We start from the raw sequence: 16,906 nt of genomic DNA, 5'->3' as shown, positions 1-16,906 counted from the left end.
TCGCTCTCTAAACCGTGAGATGGTTCCGCGCCCTTTGTGTGTCGAGAACCTCCGCTGGACCGTCCAGCACGATCTCGCCGCGGTCCATGATGTAGACATGGTCGGCAAGTTCGCGACAGAAATCGAGATATTGTTCGACCAGAAGAATGGCCATGCCGGTGGAATCACGCAGATAGCGGATGGCGCGACCAATATCCTTTATGATGGAAGGCTGGATGCCTTCCGTCGGCTCGTCGAGCACCAGAATGCGCGGTTTCAGCACCATGGCGCGACCGATTGCCAATTGCTGCTGCTGGCCGCCGGACAGATCGCCGCCGCGACGCGGCAACATATCCTTCAGCACCGGAAAGAGATTGAATATCTCGTCGGGAATGAAGCGTTCCGAGCGCTTCAGCAAGGCATAGCCGGTTTCGAGGTTTTCCTTCACCGTCAACAGCGGAAAAATCTCGCGCCCCTGCGGAACATAACCCATGCCCCGGCTGGCGCGCGCATAGGGCGGCAGGCCCTTCATGTCTTCATTGTCGAACACGACACGCCCACCGCTCAGCGCCTGCTGGCCAGTGATAGCGCGCAGCAGGCTGGACTTTCCAACACCGTTGCGACCCAGAACACAGGTAATGCGGCCAGCCTCTGCCTTCAGCGATACCCCGCGCAGGGCCTGCGCCGCGCCATAGTGAAGGCTCACATTTTCAACGCTCAACATCTGTAGCCTTTCTAGCGCCCAAGGTAATTTTCGATCACCTTCGGATCGGAACTGACGAAATCGATAGATCCTTCGGCAAGCACGCTGCCTTCGGCGAGACAAGTTACCTTGACGCCCAGCTCGCGGATGAAGCCCATATCGTGCTCCACCACCACAACCGAACGCGTTTTCGCAATCTCTTTCAGCAGGATGGCCGTCTCGGCAGTTTCGGCATCCGTCATGCCCGCCACCGGTTCATCTACCAGCAGAAGCTTGGGCTCTTGCGCCAGCAGCATGCCGATTTCGAGCCATTGTTTCTGCCCATGCGAAAGATTGGCGGCGAGTTCATCCCGCCGCGCCCATAGCCGCACCGTCTTCAATATATCTTCGATGCGCTCGCGATCCGCCTTGTCCTGCCGATAGAGCAATGTCGCCCACACACCGCGCTTGCGGTCCAGCGCAAGCTCGATATTGTCCCAGACACTGTGGCTCTCGAACACGGTCGGCTTCTGGAATTTACGCCCAATGCCGATCTGGGCGATATCGGCCTCATCCTTCTTGGTCAGATCGATATTGCCCTCGAAGAAAACCTCGCCCTCATCCGGTTTGGTCTTGCCGGTAATGATATCCATCATCGTGGTCTTGCCCGCGCCATTCGGGCCAATAATGGCACGCAACTCGCCCGGCTCGATGACGAAGGACAGCGAGTTCAGCGCCTTGAACCCGTCGAAGGAGACGGACACGCCGTTGAGATAGAGCAGGCTGTTGGTGCTTTCGCTCATGGTGTCTCTCACTCCGCAGCCGATGCTTGCAGTTTGGCCTCATCGCCGGATGGGGTGGTTGCCGGTTTGCGCGACGCCATGAAGGCGCGGAACGTGCCGACAATCCCTTTCGGCAGGAACAGGGTAACGGCAACGAAGAGCGCGCCGAGCACGAACAGCCACATTTCCGGGAAAGCCGTTGTGAAGACGCTCTTGCCGAAATTGACCAGCACGGCCCCGATCACCGGCCCGACCAGTGTTGCCCGTCCGCCCACGGCCGTCCAGATCACAACCTCAATAGAATTCGCTGGCGTGAATTCGCCCGGATTGATGATGCCGACCTGCGGAACATAAAGCGCGCCCGCCACCGCCGCCATTATCGCCGAAACCGTGAAGATGAAGAGCTTGTAGTTTTCCGGACGGTAGCCCAGAAAACGCGTGCGACTTTCCGCGTCGCGCACGCTGACCAGCACCTTGCCGAATTTCGATTTGACGACTGCCGAACTGAAGATCAGCGCGACGGCCAGCACGAGTGCGGAAGCAGCGAAGAGTGCGGCGCGCGTACCGTCTGCCTGAATGTTGAAACCCAGAATATCCTTGAAATCGGTCAGGCCGTTATTGCCGCCGAAACCCATCTCGTTGCGGAAAAAGGCCAGCATCAGGGCATAGGTCATCGCCTGCGTGATGATCGACAGATAAACACCGGTGACGCGGGAGCGGAAGGCGAACCAGCCGAAGACGAAAGCCAGCAGCCCCGGCACCAGTAGCACCATCAGCAAAGCAAACCAGAAATGATCGAAGCCGAACCAGTACCACGGCAGTTCCTTCCAATTGAGGAACACCATGAAATCCGGCAGGCCGGGATTGCCATAGACGCCGCGCGCGCCGATCTGCCGCACCAGATACATGCCCATGGCATAGCCGCCGAGTGCGAAGAAGGCGGCATGGCCGAGCGAGAGAATGCCGCAAAAACCCCAGACCAGATCAAGCGCCAGCGCCAGCATGGCATAGGTCAGATATTTGCCGATGAGCGACACCATATAGGTCGGCACATGCAGCGGATGATCCGGCGCCGTCAGCAGATTGAGAGCCGGAACGACCAGCGCAGCCGCGATCAGGATTGCAGCGGCGATAAAGACACCGCGGTCGAGTTTTTTGAACAGAAATGCCGTGATCATGCTTCCACCGCCCTGCCCTTGAGAGCGAACAAACCGCGCGGGCGCTTCTGGATAAAGAGAATGATGAGGACCAGCACCAGAATCTTGCCGAGCACCGCGCCAGCATAAGGTTCGAGGAACTTGTTCAATATACCGAGCGAGAAGGCGCCGACGAGTGTACCCCACAAATTGCCGACACCGCCGAACACCACCACCATGAAGCTGTCGATGATATAACCCTGCCCGAGATTGGGCGACACATTATCGATCTGCGACAGGGCCACGCCCGCCATGCCGGCAATACCGGAACCGAGCGCAAAGGTGAAAGCATCGACATAAGGCGTGCGAATGCCCATTGACGACGCCATGCGGCGGTTCTGCGTGACGGCGCGCATTTGCAGGCCGAAGTTCGACCGCTTCAAGACGGCCAGCAGCGTGAAAAACACGGCCAGCGAAAACACGATAATCCACAGGCGGTTCCAGGTCACGGTCATGCCGCCGAGTTCGAAAGCACCCGACATCCAGGAGGGATTGCCGACTTCACGGTTGGTCGGCCCGAAAACCGAGCGCACAGCCTGTTGCAGGATGAGCGAAATGCCCCATGTCGCCAGCAATGTTTCCAGCGGACGACCATAGAGAAAGCGGATTACGCCGCGCTCGATCACCAGACCGACCAGCGCGGTAAACAGGAACGCCAATGGCAGGGCGATGGCCAGCGACCAGTCGAACAGGCCGGGATAGCTGGTGCGGATGACCTCCTGCACCATGAAAGTGACATAGGCGCCCAGCATGACCATTTCGCCATGCGCCATGTTGATGATGCCCATGACGCCGAAGGTAATGGCAAGGCCGATGGCCGCAAGCAGCAGGACGGAGCCGAGCGACAGCCCGTACCAGACATTCTGCCCGGCGTCCCAGAAAGCCTGCCTTTGTTCGATATGACCGATGGCTGTATCGAGCGCGGCGGCAAGCTCTGGCTGCGCATTGGCGCGGGCGGCATTCAAAACCGACAAAGTGGAACGATCGCCATTGTTCTGAAGAAACTGCGTCGCCTTGAGCTTGTCGGCAACCGGACGGTCCGTTGCCAGCAGCGCCGCAGCCTGCGCCTTTTCCAGAAGGGCGCGGATCGCGTCGTCCTGTTCCTTGGCCAGTGCCGCCTCGATCGGCTCAAGCGCATCCGCATCGGCGCTTGCGGCAACGATCTCCGCAGCCTTCAGCCGTTCGGCCCGGTTGGGGCTCATCAGCGTGAGACCGCCCAAGGCCGTGCGAACCGCGCGGCGGACGGAATTGTTGACCTTGACCTTGTCCATCGCGGCTTTGGGCGCCTCGCCCGCCGCTTCACCGCCGACCGGATCGGTAAGCTGGAAATTAGCGCCGGATGCTTTCGTGATGAAGACGCGACCATCCGACTTGCGTGCATAAAGATCGCCATCGCCAAGCGCGTTCAGCACAGGCACGACGCGCGTGTCGCCGGTGCCCGTAAGCTCGGAAATTCGTTCCTGCATCTGGGCAAAATTCGCCTTGCCCAACGCATCGACAAGCCCCTGAAATTCATCCGCCCGGGCTGTCGTCGCCAGTGCGGCAAACAGGACGGACATGACGAGCAGGACGGCCCGTATCCGGCGCTCCATGGCTGATTTCCTCAATAATAGCTGCATTCTCTATTGTGATTGCAAGGGGCGGGCCCGTTCTGCCCGCCCTCTGCATCCCCCGTTATCAGGACCCGCCCTGACCGCCGCACTTGCCCGTTTCGACGTTAAAGTTGCCGCAGGACATCGGCTTGCGCCAATCGGAGATCAGGTTCTTGGAATCCGGCAGATAATCGGACCATTCGTCACCGACGATCAGGCCCTGCGTCTGGCTGACGATTTCAAACTGACCGTTGGACTGGATTTCGCCAATCAGCACCGGCTTGGTGATGTGATGGTTCGGCATCATGGTCGAATAGCCACCCGAAAGATTCGGGACAGACACGCCGACCAGCGCGTCGATCACCGCATCCTGATCGGTGGTTCCGGCCTTTTCGACGGCCTTCAACCACATGTTGAACCCGATGAACGATGCTTCCATCGGATCGTTGGTGACGCGTTTGTCGTCCTTGGTATAAGCGTGCCAGGTTTCGATGAACTTGGCATTGGTCGGGTTATCGACGGATTCGAAATAGTTCCAGGCCGCGAGATGGCCGACCAGCGGTGCGGTGTCGATACCGGCCAGTTCTTCCTCACCGACCGAGAAGGCCACGACCGGGATATCTTCCGCCTTCACGCCCTGATTGGCGAGTTCCTTATAGAACGGCACATTGGCATCGCCATTGACGGTCGAAACCACGGCGGTCTTCTTGCCGGCTGCGCCAAAGCCCTTGATCGCCGCCACTTCGGTCTGCCAGTCGGAGAAACCGAACGGCGTGTAGTTGACGCGGATATCTTCCGGCTTCACGCCCTTGGACAGCAGATAAGCTTCGAGGATTTTATTGGTCGTGCGCGGATAGACATAGTCGGTGCCTTCCAGAACCCAGCGTTCGACGCCTTCGTTTTCCATCAGGTAATCGACGGCGGGAATAGCCTGCTGGTTCGGCGCGGCACCCGTATAGAACACGTTGCGCTCGGATTCCTCGCCTTCATATTGCACTGGATAGAACAGGATATTGTTCAGTTCCTTGAAGACCGGCAGGACCGATTTGCGCGACACCGAGGTCCAGCAGCCGAACACGGCCGCGACCTTGTCCTGGGAAATGAGCTGGCGGGCCTTTTCCGCGAAAAGCGGCCAGTCCGAAGCCGGATCGACGACGACAGCCTCGAGCTTCTTGCCCAGAAGGCCGCCCTTCTTGTTCTGCTCTTCTATGAGCATCAGCATGGCGTCCTTGAGCGTCGTTTCCGAGATCGCCATCGTGCCCGACAGCGAATGGAGAATACCGACCTTGATCGTGTCTTCTTCGGCGAGTGCGCCAGAAAGGCTAGGGATGGTGAGCGCGCTTGCAAAAAGTGCGGCAAGCATCTGCGACCGGAATGTCATTGCGTGTCCCTCTCTGTTGGTTGGTCCCGATTTTTCGGGTTACTGCCAACTATTGGGGAGAGGGAGCCGTTTCCTTATACGTTAAATGACGTAGTTACTGGGGTGAAATATGCATTCATAGAATTACCTGCTATCTCTCTTTGAAACGGCACAGCAAGGAGCCGGAGGGGAAATGGAGCAGCATGGCAGCGCGGCAACGCATCATCCCGGTCCGACGGGAATATAACCGCTGGGTCGCGGATGAAACGCTGGAAGATTACGCGCTGCGCTTCACCGCGAAAAGCGCGCGCCGCTTTTCGTCCAATCGCATCGCTCATACCGCCATCGGCGCAATCTCCTTCCTCGCGCTCGAAGCCATCGGCGGCGCGATCACGCTATCCTATGGCACCAGCAACGCCGTAGCCGCCATTATCGTCGCAAGCCTCGTCATGCTGGCGGTCGGCCTGCCGATAAGCCGCTATGCCATACGCCACGGCGTCGACATAGACCTTCTGACACGCGGCGCGAGTTTTGGCTATATCGGATCGACCGTCACCTCGCTCATCTACGCGACCTTCACCTTCCTGCTCTTCGCCATCGAAGCTTCCATCATGTCGGGCGCTCTGGAACTGGCCTTCGGCATCCCGATGTGGATCGGCTATGTCATCAGCGCCGTCGTGGTCATACCGCTCGTCACCTATGGCGTACGCATGATCAGCCGCTTCCAGATCGCCACCCAGCCCTTCTGGATCGCGCTCAATATTCTGCCCTTCATCTTCATCGCACTGGCAGACTGGGGAAAGTTCGACCTCTGGCTGACCTTCTCCGGCATTCAGGCTGGATTTACCGGCGGCGATAGAGCGCCCTTCGTACTGGCGCAGTTCGGGGCCGCCTCGGCAGTCATTCTGGCACTGATGGCGCAGATCGGCGAGCAGGTCGATTTCCTGCGCTTTCTTCCCCCTGAAGGCCAACGCAAATGGCGGCACAAGATCGCGGTCTTTCTCGCCGGTCCCGGCTGGGTCGTGCTCGGCGCGCCCAAACTGCTGGCCGGATCGTTTCTGGTGGTACTCACGCTGAGTGCCGGTGTTCCCGCCGATGTCGCAGCCGATCCGGCGCATATGTATCTGACGGCTTTCGGCTATATGATCCCGTCCCATACAGCGGCTTTGCTGTTGACCGTCGCCTTCGTCGTGGTCTCGCAACTGAAGATCAACGTCATGAACGCCTATGCCGGATCGCTTGCGTGGTCTAACTTCTTTTCCCGCCTGACGCACAGTCATCCCGGGCGCGTCGTCTGGCTAGTGTTCAATGTGTGTATCGGCCTTCTTCTGATGCAGCTTGGCATTTACAAGGTGCTGGAACAGACGCTCGGCGTCTTCTCCATCGTTGCCATGGCCTGGCTTTCCACGATTTCAGCCGATCTCTTCATCAACAAACGTCTTGGCCTGTCGCCGCCCGGTATCGAATTCAAACGCGCTCATCTCTATGACATTAACCCGGTCGGCACCGGCACCATGGCCATTGCGTCATTCGCGGCATTGGCCGCGCATTTTGGCGCTTTCGGGGCTATGGCCGCAGCGCTTGCGCCCTTTATCGCACTTCTGGTGGCCTTCATCGTTTCACCGCTGATCGCGTGGAAAACAGGCGGCAAATATTACCTCGCGCGCAAGCCGCGCAAATCCTGGCAAAACCAGCTCACCATTACCTGTTCGGTCTGCGAGCATAATTTCGAGCCGGAAGATATGGCCTGGTGTCCTGCTTATGCGGCCCCGATTTGCTCGTTGTGCTGTTCGCTCGACAGCCGCTGCCACGATCTTTGCAAGCCGAAAGCACACATGCGCGCCCAAAGTGCCAAAGTAGCCAATGCGCTGCTGCCTGCCGCCGTCATCGAAAAATTCTCGACACGGCTCGGACGCTATGCAGTGACGGTGGCCGTTTCCGTGGCTTTTCTTGCTACCATTCTCGGGCTCGTGGCTTATCACGCAGGTGCGGCATCGCCGGAAACTGCGCAGGTCGTCAATCGCACGATCCTGATTGTGTTTTTCGTTCTGGCACTGATCGCCGTCATCGTCTGCTGGTTCTATGTGCTGGCGCATGACAGCCGCATCGTTGCGGAAGAGGAATCCTCGCGACAAACCGCACTTCTTTTAAAGGAAATCTCCGCGCACAAAAGAACCGACGCGGCGCTGCAACAGGCCAAAGACAATGCGGAAGCCGCCAACCGGGCCAAAAGCCGCTATGTCGTTGGCCTCAGCCACGAATTGCGAACGCCGCTGAATGCGGTGCTGGGTTACGCCCAGATATTGGAGCGCGACGAAACGATTCCCCCAGCCCGACAGCCTTCGATCAAGCTGATCCGCCGCAGCGCCGATCACCTTTCGGGCCTGATCGACGGGCTTCTCGATATATCCAAAATCGAAACCGGCCATTTGCAGGTCTATTCCAACGAAATCAATCTGCATGATTTTCTCGACCAGATCATCGACATGTTGAAGCCGCAGGCGGAAGCCAAGGGCATAAGTTTCCGCTACCGCAAGGTCGAAGCGCTGCCGCAATATGTGCGCACTGACGAAAAGCGCCTGCGTCAGATTCTAGTCAATCTGCTCACCAATGCGATCAAGTTCACCGAGAAAGGGGAAGTCGCGTTGGAGATTGCCTATCGCAATCAGGTCGCCACCTTCAGGATCATGGATACCGGACGCGGCATTGCGGACAAGGACCTTGAGCGCGTTTTCGAACCCTTCCAGCGCGGCGAGGCCGAACATACCCGCCATCTGCCGGGCCTCGGTCTCGGCCTGACCATCACCAAACTCCTGACCAATACGCTTGGCGGTGAGCTTTCCGTCACCAGCGCCTATGGCAAGGGGTCCACATTTCAGGTTCGATTGATGCTGGGCGCCATCGACCGCCCGATCAATCTGGCCGCACCGACGCGAAAAATCCAAAACTATACCGGCCCGCGCCGCACTCTCATTGTGGTCGATGACAATGACGATCATTGCGCGCTGATGCGTGAAATCCTGACGCCGCTTGATTTCATCGTACTGACTGCCAAAAGCGGGACGGAATGCCTAACACTGATCGAAGGTATTCGTCCCGACCTCTATTTTATCGACATCCGAATGCCGCAGATGAATGGCTGGGAACTGGTGACCCGCCTGCGCGAGAAAGGCGAGAGTGTGCCGATCATCATGCTCTCGGCCAATATCGGCGATGGCACCCGGCCCGACAGCCTGCCGGACAATGCGCATAACGACACGCTGACGAAACCATTCGATATCCGGCAAATTCACGCCAAACTGGCGGTGCATCTGGGTATCGACTGGGTTTACGAAGAGAACCAGGAAAAAAAGCTGCAGTCGCGCGCTACAAGCATCAACAGCCCCGCGATTGCCGATTTGCAGGAACTGATCCGTCTGGGGGAGATCGGCTATGTTCGCGGCATCGAAGCCAAGCTCGCCCTTCTGGCGCAGGATGAACACCTTCAACCCTTCGTCGACAACGCGCGCGAATATATACGCGCCTTCAACATGTCGGGCTACGATATGTTCTTGCGCAATCTGGAACAGAAAATGGATAACCGGCCATGAGCGTTCTTCCCCGCGACACGGTTCTTATCGTTGACGATTCTCCGCAGACGCTCGGCTTCCTGACCGAAGCGCTGGAACAGGCTGGCTACTCCGTGCTGATCGCAACATCCGGCAGCGCTGCGCTTGGCATTGCTGAACGTATCACACCGGACATGATCCTGATGGATGCAATTATGCCCGGAATGGACGGGTTCGAGACCTGCCGCCGGCTCAAGGCAAATCCAGCCATCTCGCAAGTGCCCATCGTATTCATGACCGGCCTGACAGAAACTGAACATATCGTCCATGCGCTGGAAGCGGGCGGTGTCGACTATTTGACCAAGCCCATCAATATTGATGAGCTGCGGGCGCGCATAAGGGTGCATCTCACCAATGCCCGCTCCGTGCAGAGTGCCCGCGTCGCGCTCGACGCCAGTGGCAGACATCTGTTTGCGGTGGACCGTGACGGCGCCATTCTCTGGTCCACGCCGCAGGCGATGCGCCTGATGGATAGTGCCAGTGAGAATGGGAACGGCCAGCTGCTTTTGCAGCAAAAATGCGCCGAGTTGCTACGGGCACGGGACCGACAAGGAATCTCCAATGATAGCCCGGAATTCGTCACGACCAACGGGCAGATATCCCTGCAACTGGCGCATCTCGGTTCGACCGGTCCCAATGAGTTTTTGTTCCAGCTGACTGCGATCAGCGAAAACGGCGAACAGGACATGCTACGCCGTCACTTTGGCCTGACGGCGCGAGAAAGCGATGTTTTACTTTGGGTAGCCCATGGAAAAACAAATCGTGACATCGGCACTATTCTCGACCTGAGCGCTCGCACTGTGAACAAACATCTGGAGCAAATCTATATTAAACTTGGGGTCGAGAACCGTGCGGCAGCAGCTGTGAAGGCTACCATCGTTCTTCATAGATAAAAGCTTGGCACTCCAGGAAGCGCCATTTTTACTTCTGCGTGAACAGAGAGCTTGAATTGCATTATTTGCGATCAGGAAAATTTTCAGCGTTCTCAACTGCTGCGGCGAAGAGTTCGTCTCGGGATCGGGTCCCGACCCCACTTTGCAAGCCCTCGTCAACGAAGTGCTGCATAGCGGCAATTTTATCGCTGCGCATCTGATCTTTACGGATCAAATCGCGCACATAGTCGCTCGCGTTTGAATAGCGTCCTGTCTTTGCCTGCGCCTCAACCCATTCTTTCATCGGATGAGGGAGCGATACGTTCATGGTTGCCATTTAGGTCTCCCTTTTTTGGCTTACATTGTGCATTGGCAAAGTTTGTCAATTCAATTTCAACGACTCTGCCGCAGTGACTATGTGCCGAAATTGTGGCAACGAAGGAGGATGAAAGCACTCAGAGCATCATTACGTGATAATCAGATTGCGACCACCTTTGTGGCGTTTATCTGCGCGTTTTTGATGCTTCAGGGAATGCTGTCGGGCTTCACACGCAGCGCCATGGCTGGAAGCGAATACGAGAATGTATTCGGAGTAATCTGCTCGACCGCCGGAGCAGTTCATCTGCAAGCCAATGAAGATGACCACAAAACGCCGTCCAAATCTGGTGATTGCCCGTGTGCCTCTCTTTGCCGACTGGCATCGAGTGCCCTGCAAGTTGCGCTGACACCCACCCAGGCGTCTTTTCAGGAGCCCATTCGCAGCACCAGTCTGGTCCGATATTCAGTAATTTCGGCAGCCTCCAGTCCACAATCAAGTTTCTATTCTGAAGCCAGGGCTCCGCCGCCAATCTCCTGAACAGTTCACCTGGCGCAACCCGCCACATGGAATTCAGGAGAATTGCAATGTCTGAAGACACTCAAGGCGCGGCGCGTTCCGCATCCGCCCCATCCGATCTCTATCGTGCCGTTTGGCGCTGGCATTTCTATGCCGGTCTGCTTGTCCTTCCCTTTATGGTCACATTGGCAATAACAGGTGCTTTGTACCTGTTTCAGAACGAACTTGACGGGATCATTCACGCCGACCTCAAGCGCGTCCAAGTTCAGGAAACTTCAAAAGTTTCTCCATCAGCAATGGTGGAAACATCTCTCGCAGCCGTACCGGGAACCGCGATCAAATTTACCGATCCGGCAAGCCCGAACAGCTCTGCCGAGATAACGGTAAACACGCCGGACAATGGGAAGGTCGCTGTTTACGTAAACCCTTATTCGGGAAGTGTGCTTGGATCGTTGCCTGATCGTGGCACAGTGATGTGGACGGTCCGATATCTGCACAGTCTGAAATATTTTGGGTCCTACGCCAGAATGGCGATTGAGATTGCCGCGGGATGGGCGATACTTCTGGTGGGAACCGGAATTTATCTCTGGTGGCCACGAAAGCAGTCCGGCGGTGCCGTGAGCGTGCGGGGCACCCCATCAAAACGTGTGTTCTGGAGAGATACGCATGCGGTAACCGGTATCGTTGTTGGGTTCTTTATCGTTTTCCTTGCCGTTACAGGAATGCCATGGTCTGGCGTATGGGGTGGGAAGGTAAACGAATGGGCGAATGGCAACAATTTCGGATATCCTGCTGGCGTCCGTGTTGCCGTTCCCATGTCCGATGAACACCTGGATCATATTGCGAAAACAAGCTGGTCGCTTGAACAGGCGCAGGTTCCCATGTCGTCGGGCGACCATGACCAAATGAGTTCCATCGGCCTTGATAAAGCCGTGGCAAAATTTGACGATCTTGGGCTTCATCACGGTTACGCTGTCAATATTCCAACAACTCCGACGGGTGTATTTACCGGATCGGTCTACCCTGATGATCTGTCGCAACAACGGGTTGTCCACCTCGATCAATATTCAGGAAATGTTTTGATCGATATGAGCTATGCAGACTATGGGCCGCTTGGAAAAGCGCTGGAATGGGGAATTAATACCCATATGGGCCAGCAGTTCGGTCTCGCCAACCAGATTATCCTGGCGCTTGCCTGTATTGGCATCGTGCTCTTGGCGGTTTCTGCCGGGGTTATGTGGTGGAAGCGGCGTCCCGAAGGCTCTCTTGGCGTTCCGCCGATGCCGGGTGACAGGCGGGTATTCCGGGGACTGTTGCTTATTCTCGTGATTGGCGGAATTGTGTTCCCACTCGTGGGAGCGTCCCTGCTCGTAATGCTCGTCCTTGACTGGATCTACACGCGCTCGCGAGACCGAGCGAGAGCCGATCGGAAAGCACGAGCCTAGCATCCACTTTGCTATTTCTTAGAGCACGAAACTGACCATCCTCGATGGTCAGTTTCGCAAACTTGAGGCCGATCTGGAAAGCTGGCCAGCCTTCGCGTAGCGGACTTAAAACTCCCAGTCTTCATCCTCTGTCGCCACGGCCTTGCCGATGACATAGGAAGAGCCCGAACCGGAGAAGAAGTCGTGGTTTTCGTCAGCATTCGGCGAAAGTGCTGACAGGATAGCCGGATTGACCTTACAGGCCTCAGCTGGAAACAACGCTTCATAACCGAGATTCATCAGCGCCTTGTTCGCGTTATAATGCAGGAACTTCTTGACGTCTTCGGTCAGGCCGACGCCGTCATAAAGCGCTTCCGTATAGCGAACCTCATTATCGTACAGTTCAAGCAGCAGCTCGAAAGCAAAGTCCTTGATTTCCTGCTTCTGCGCTTCGCCCAGCACTTCAAGCGCATGCTGGAACTTATAGCCGATATAATAGCCATGTACGGCTTCATCGCGGATAATGAGCCGGATAAGATCCGCCGTATTGGTGAGCTTGGCGCGGCTCGACCAAAACATCGGCAGATAGAAACCCGAATAAAACAGGAAGCTCTCCAGAAACACACTGGCGATCTTTTTTCTGAAAGGATCATCCGCACGATACTGTTCGAGGATCAGTTCAGACTTGCGTTGCAGGAACTCGTTTTCTTCCGACCAACGATAGGCGTCATCGACATCCGGTGTCAGACAAAGCGTGGAGAAGATCGAAGAATAGGAGCGCGCGTGGACCGCTTCCATGAAGGCGATGTTGGAAAGCACCGCCTCCTCATGGGGCGTTGCCACGTCCTCCATCAGCCCCACTGCGCCGACGGCGTTCTGGATCGTGTCGAGCAGGGTCAGACCCGTGAAGACACGGATCGTCAGCTGCTTTTCCTGCGGCTTCAACGTTTCCCAGGACTGGATATCATTGGAGAGCGGCACCTTTTCCGGCAGCCAGAAATTACCCGTCAGTCGGTTCCAGACTTCCAGATCCTTGTCGTCTTCGATGCGGTTCCAGTTGATGGCGCGCACGAGACCCGGGGTCTTTCCTTTGCCGGTTTTGAATTGCATGTTCATTGGATTTCCTCTGGTCACATCTGGAACTTACAAAGCGCAGGAAACGCAGCCTTGCACCTGTGTCCCCTCAAGCGCCATCTGGCGCAGCCGGATGTAGTAGATCGTCTTGATGCCTTTCTTCCAGGCATAGATTTGAGCCCGGTTGATGTCGCGGGTCGTGGCCGTGTCGCGGAAGAACAAGGTCAGCGACAGACCCTGATCGACATGCTGGGTCGCAGCCGCATAGGTGTCTATGATCTTTTCCGGCCCGATCTCATAGGCGTCCTGATAGTAATCGAGATTATCATTGGTCATGAATGCAGCCGGATAATAGACGCGACCGATCTTGCCTTCCTTGCGGATCTCGATCTTGGACACAATCGGATGGATCGAAGAGGTGGAGTGATTGATATAGGAGATAGACCCGGTCGGCGGCACGGCCTGTAGGTTTTGGTTGTAGAGGCCACCCTCCATCACCGCCTTTTTCAAATCGCGCCAGTCATCCTGCGTGGGGATCGCGATGCCTGCCTTTTCGAAAATCTCACGTACCTTTTCGGTCGCGGGCTGCCAACACTGATCCGTATATTTGTGGAAATATTCACCTGACGCATATTTGGATTTTTTAAAACCGCTGAACGATTTGCCCGCTTCGACGGCAATGCGGTTGGAAGCACGCAGAGCGTGGTAAGTCACGGTGTAGAAATAGATATTCGTGAAATCCACCCCTTCTTCCGAACCGTAGAAAATCCGCTCACGGGCCAGATAGCCATGCAGGTTCATCTGACCAAGGCCGATGGCGTGGCTTTCATCATTACCGCGCGCGACAGACGGCACCGAGCTGATATGGCTCAAATCAGAAACCGCCGTCAGCGCCCGAATGGAGGTCTCGATGGTCTTTCCAAAATCCACTGAATCCATCGCGGCTGCGATGTTGAGCGACCCCAGATTACACGAAATATCCTTGCCGAGATGGGCATAGGAAAGGTCTTCATTAAAGATGCTGGCTTCGCTCACCTGCAGAATTTCCGAGCAAAGATTGCTCATGGTGATGCGCCCGTCGATCGGGTTGGCGCGGTTCACCGTGTCCTCGAACATGATATAGGGATAGCCGGACTCAAACTGGATTTCCGCCAGAACCTGGAAGAATTCGCGCGCGTTGATCTTCCGCTTGTGGATGCGCGCATCATCGACCATTTCACGATATCTTTCCGTGACCGAAATCTCGGTCAGCGGCTGACCATAGACCCGCTCCACGTCATAAGGCGAAAAGAGATACATATCCTCATTGTTGCGGGCGAGTTCAAAGGTGATATCCGGGATCACCACACCGAGCGACAAGGTCTTGATACGGATTTTCTCATCGGCATTCTCGCGCTTGGTGTCGAGGAAGCGCATGATATCGGGATGATGGGCATGCAGATAAACCGCACCGGCTCCCTGTCGTGCGCCAAGCTGGTTGGCGTAGGAGAATGAATCCTCCAGAAGCTTCATCACGGGAATAATGCCCGAAGACTGGTTCTGGATCTGCTTGATCGGCGCGCCGGATTCGCGAATATTCGTCAGGCTCAAGGCCACGCCGCCACCGCGTTTGGAAAGCTGCAATGCGGAATTGATGGAACGTCCGATGGACTCCATATTGTCCTCCACCCTCAACAGGAAACAGGACACGAGTTCGCCGCGCTGCTTCTTGCCCGCATTGAGGAATGTCGGCGTTGCAGGCTGATAGCGACCGGAAATGATTTCATCGACAAGGTCACGCGCCAGTTGCTCGCTGCCGCGCGCCAATGCCAGCGCCACCATGCAGACGCGGTCTTCATAGCGCTCCAGATAGCGCTTCCCGTCGAAGGTTTTCAGCGTGTAGCTGGTGTAATATTTGAAGGCGCCCAGAAATGTCGGGAAACGGAACTTTCTCGCATAGGCCTCATCGAAAAGATCACGCACGAAATTGAAGGAATACTGGTCGAGCACGGCCTGCTCGTAATAGTTCTCGGTTACCAGATAATCCAGCTTCTCCCGCAGATTATGGAAGAAGACCGTATTCTGATTGACGTGTTGAAGAAAATATTGCCGCGCAGCTTGCCGGTCACGGTCCAGCTGGATGTTGCCTTCATCGTCATAGAGATTGAGCATTGCGTTCAGCGCATGATAGTCCAGCCCATCCGTAGATTTGACGGGCTTGGGGCTGTTCGACGCTGCCGCTTGTGGCGCGTCCTCCGCAATCGGCTCTGCATCGCGCTCGCGGATCAGGGTTGTGTCGGCCGTGTCCAAAATCGTTCCATCCCGTTCCTGACATTGCCAATGTCTTCATCGGTTCCCAAAAGCTCGAAGCGATAAAGATAGGGAACCTGACATTTGGCGGAGATTATTTTGCCGGCTATGCCAAAAGCTTCGCCGAAATTGCTGTTGCCCGCGGCGATCACGCCGCGGATCAGCGAGCGATTGCCCGCATTGTTGAGAAACCGGATGACGGGCTTTGGCACCGCCCCCTTGGTTCCACCGCCGCCATAGCTTGGCGTCATGAGCACGAATGGCTCGTCTATCTGCAACAGGCTCGTGTCATCCTCACCCCTTTGGAGGATGGGAATGCGCCTCGCGCGCATTCCAAGCCGCTCTACGAAACGGTGCGTGTTCTCGGAGCGACTGGAAAAATAGACAAGGAGACCCATTGCAGAACTCATGGCGAAGCCACGGTCACGAAAGGCCGTTGATCATATCCGGGCGAAAACCGGCCCAGTGGGTTTCACCGGCCACGACGACCGGCACCTGCCGGTAACACAGCCCCCTCACGAGATCGAAAGCCTCCATATCTGCAGAAATGTCGATGACCTGATAATCAATCCCCTGGCGGTCGAGGGCGCGGGTTGTTGCGGTGCACTGGACGCAGGCGGGTTTGCTATAGACGGTAACGTTCATTTCTTCCTCACTGGATTGGGCGCAAGCTGACTGGGACCCGTCCGCCGTATGGGGGACAGATGCGCATAAAAGATCGTTCGCGCACGGGACATGCGCGTGAAGACGGACAAAATGGGGAAAGTCAGCGATGCATGAGCACCACTGGACCGCGCAAAATCACCTCTGGAAAGGTGGTCCTGAACTGAAAGGACAATACAAACTGCACAATGTGTCAGACATGGACTTCACCCCGAAGCTTGTGAGCGGGTATTCGGGGTAGCAATCGGCAAGAAGCACAACTCGCCTCAATGACTGCACACCAACCGGACACCCCGCCCGTGGACGTTCATTGCTCAAGGCAGGTCTCCTGGCTCACGGGTCAGCGCCCTTGTCGGTCTTCCCAGCTTACGCCAGTGACATGATCAACAAGAACTCACCGTTTACAGTTGCGGGGGCAGCTTCGGCTTCGTCTCAACCTTCATGGCGGCGACTCACCGAATTCCCTCTTAGCTTTCGACCCATCGAATCGAAAGAACCTAGAACACTATATATAGTAGTCTAAGTTAAAAATCGGTCAATAGATAGTTGC

Annotated in this window: 14 protein-coding genes and 1 riboswitch; of the genes, 4 read left to right on the top strand and 10 right to left on the bottom strand. The window is 56.4% G+C overall.

The window, feature by feature from the left end:
* Positions 1-7 precede the first annotated feature (7 nt).
* From urtE to urtA, 5 genes are all read right to left on the bottom strand, one after another.
* Positions 8-703 carry an urea ABC transporter ATP-binding subunit UrtE gene (gene urtE, locus WIX40_RS22090; protein ID WP_339442211.1) on the bottom strand — a complete coding sequence of 232 codons (696 nt, stop codon included), beginning with the start codon at positions 701-703 and terminating at the stop codon, positions 8-10.
* 11 nt (positions 704-714) lie between these two features.
* Positions 715-1,464, bottom strand: a complete 750-nt coding sequence (urtD, locus tag WIX40_RS22085) for an urea ABC transporter ATP-binding protein UrtD (protein ID WP_339442210.1) — start codon at positions 1,462-1,464, stop codon at positions 715-717.
* A gap of 8 nt (positions 1,465-1,472) precedes the next feature.
* On the bottom strand, positions 1,473-2,621 hold the full coding sequence (gene urtC, locus WIX40_RS22080) for an urea ABC transporter permease subunit UrtC (protein WP_339442208.1): 1,149 nt from the start codon (positions 2,619-2,621) through the stop codon (positions 1,473-1,475).
* Positions 2,618-4,231, bottom strand: coding sequence for an urea ABC transporter permease subunit UrtB (gene urtB / locus WIX40_RS22075; protein ID WP_339442206.1), 1,614 nt, complete (start codon positions 4,229-4,231; stop codon positions 2,618-2,620). Before urtB ends, urtC begins: the two co-directional genes overlap by 4 nt.
* Before the next feature lie 85 nt (positions 4,232-4,316).
* A complete protein-coding gene (urtA, locus tag WIX40_RS22070; RefSeq protein ID WP_371834169.1) occupies positions 4,317-5,594 on the bottom strand; it encodes an urea ABC transporter substrate-binding protein in 1,278 nt (425 codons plus the stop codon).
* A 200-nt stretch (positions 5,595-5,794) separates the two neighbouring features.
* Here urtA and WIX40_RS22065 point away from each other — a divergent pair, with 200 nt between their 5' ends.
* Entirely contained in the window at positions 5,795-9,181 is a 3,387-nt protein-coding gene (locus WIX40_RS22065; protein ID WP_339442203.1) for a hybrid sensor histidine kinase/response regulator, read from the top strand.
* The gene (locus WIX40_RS22060; protein WP_339442202.1) at positions 9,178-10,092 is read left to right on the top strand and encodes a response regulator; all 915 of its coding nucleotides are present in this window, start codon (positions 9,178-9,180) and stop codon (positions 10,090-10,092) included. The genes WIX40_RS22065 and WIX40_RS22060 overlap by 4 nt, the downstream gene beginning before the upstream one ends.
* Positions 10,093-10,153: 61 nt before the next feature.
* Here the strand turns inward: WIX40_RS22060 and WIX40_RS22055 are convergent, their stop codons facing one another.
* Entirely contained in the window at positions 10,154-10,408 is a 255-nt protein-coding gene (locus WIX40_RS22055) for a type II toxin-antitoxin system ParD family antitoxin (RefSeq protein ID WP_339442200.1), read from the bottom strand.
* A gap of 108 nt (positions 10,409-10,516) precedes the next feature.
* Between WIX40_RS22055 and WIX40_RS22050 the strand changes: the two genes are divergently transcribed.
* Together WIX40_RS22050 and WIX40_RS22045 are read left to right on the top strand one after the other, a co-directional pair.
* The gene (locus tag WIX40_RS22050) at positions 10,517-10,927 is read left to right on the top strand and encodes a DUF2946 family protein (protein ID WP_339442198.1); all 411 of its coding nucleotides are present in this window, start codon (positions 10,517-10,519) and stop codon (positions 10,925-10,927) included.
* A gap of 47 nt (positions 10,928-10,974) precedes the next feature.
* Positions 10,975-12,351 (top strand): PepSY-associated TM helix domain-containing protein, encoded by a 1,377-nt coding sequence (locus tag WIX40_RS22045; RefSeq protein ID WP_339442197.1) that lies wholly within the window; start codon positions 10,975-10,977, stop codon positions 12,349-12,351.
* A 105-nt stretch (positions 12,352-12,456) separates the two neighbouring features.
* On the opposite strand, the gene nrdF is transcribed toward WIX40_RS22045, so the two are convergent.
* From nrdF to nrdH, 4 genes are read right to left on the bottom strand one after another with little or no spacing between them, the layout of a single operon-like run.
* Positions 12,457-13,446: a class 1b ribonucleoside-diphosphate reductase subunit beta gene (nrdF, locus tag WIX40_RS22040; RefSeq protein ID WP_371834165.1), complete on the bottom strand. Its 990-nt coding sequence runs from the start codon at positions 13,444-13,446 to the stop codon at positions 12,457-12,459.
* 27 nt (positions 13,447-13,473) lie between these two features.
* Entirely contained in the window at positions 13,474-15,693 is a 2,220-nt protein-coding gene (nrdE, locus tag WIX40_RS22035; RefSeq protein ID WP_339442195.1) for a class 1b ribonucleoside-diphosphate reductase subunit alpha, read from the bottom strand.
* Positions 15,669-16,091, bottom strand: a complete 423-nt coding sequence (gene nrdI / locus WIX40_RS22030; protein ID WP_339442402.1) for a class Ib ribonucleoside-diphosphate reductase assembly flavoprotein NrdI — start codon at positions 16,089-16,091, stop codon at positions 15,669-15,671. The genes nrdE and nrdI overlap by 25 nt, the downstream gene beginning before the upstream one ends.
* 25 nt (positions 16,092-16,116) lie before the next feature.
* The gene (nrdH, locus tag WIX40_RS22025; RefSeq protein ID WP_339442193.1) at positions 16,117-16,338 is read right to left on the bottom strand and encodes a glutaredoxin-like protein NrdH; all 222 of its coding nucleotides are present in this window, start codon (positions 16,336-16,338) and stop codon (positions 16,117-16,119) included.
* Positions 16,339-16,657: 319 nt separating this feature from the next.
* Positions 16,658-16,872, bottom strand: a riboswitch (cobalamin riboswitch).
* Positions 16,873-16,906: the final 34 nt, after the last annotated feature.

It is taken from the genome of Ochrobactrum teleogrylli (assembly GCF_037482325.1).
In the GTDB taxonomy this organism is placed as follows: domain Bacteria; phylum Pseudomonadota; class Alphaproteobacteria; order Rhizobiales; family Rhizobiaceae; genus Brucella; species Brucella teleogrylli.
This window is presented reverse-complemented; position numbering and strand designations above follow the sequence as displayed.

Bases quoted from the DNA above. Each gene is read 5' to 3' on its own strand.
- WIX40_RS22045 (WP_339442197.1), top strand. From the start codon at position 10,975: ATGTCTGAAGACACTCAAGGCGCGGCGCGTTCCGCATCCGCCCCATCC.
- nrdH (WP_339442193.1), bottom strand. From the start codon at position 16,338: ATGAACGTTACCGTCTATAGCAAACCCGCCTGCGTCCAGTGCACCGCA.
- WIX40_RS22050 (WP_339442198.1), top strand. From the start codon at position 10,517: ATGAAAGCACTCAGAGCATCATTACGTGATAATCAGATTGCGACCACC.
- urtC (WP_339442208.1), bottom strand. From the start codon at position 2,621: ATGATCACGGCATTTCTGTTCAAAAAACTCGACCGCGGTGTCTTTATC.
- urtA (WP_371834169.1), bottom strand. From the start codon at position 5,594: ATGCTTGCCGCACTTTTTGCAAGCGCGCTCACCATCCCTAGCCTTTCT.
- nrdF (WP_371834165.1), bottom strand. From the start codon at position 13,446: ATGAACATGCAATTCAAAACCGGCAAAGGAAAGACCCCGGGTCTCGTG.
- urtD (WP_339442210.1), bottom strand. From the start codon at position 1,464: ATGAGCGAAAGCACCAACAGCCTGCTCTATCTCAACGGCGTGTCCGTC.
- WIX40_RS22060 (WP_339442202.1), top strand. From the start codon at position 9,178: ATGAGCGTTCTTCCCCGCGACACGGTTCTTATCGTTGACGATTCTCCG.
- nrdI (WP_339442402.1), bottom strand. From the start codon at position 16,091: ATGGGTCTCCTTGTCTATTTTTCCAGTCGCTCCGAGAACACGCACCGT.
- urtE (WP_339442211.1), bottom strand. From the start codon at position 703: ATGTTGAGCGTTGAAAATGTGAGCCTTCACTATGGCGCGGCGCAGGCC.
- WIX40_RS22055 (WP_339442200.1), bottom strand. From the start codon at position 10,408: ATGGCAACCATGAACGTATCGCTCCCTCATCCGATGAAAGAATGGGTT.
- WIX40_RS22065 (WP_339442203.1), top strand. From the start codon at position 5,795: ATGGCAGCGCGGCAACGCATCATCCCGGTCCGACGGGAATATAACCGC.
- urtB (WP_339442206.1), bottom strand. From the start codon at position 4,231: ATGGAGCGCCGGATACGGGCCGTCCTGCTCGTCATGTCCGTCCTGTTT.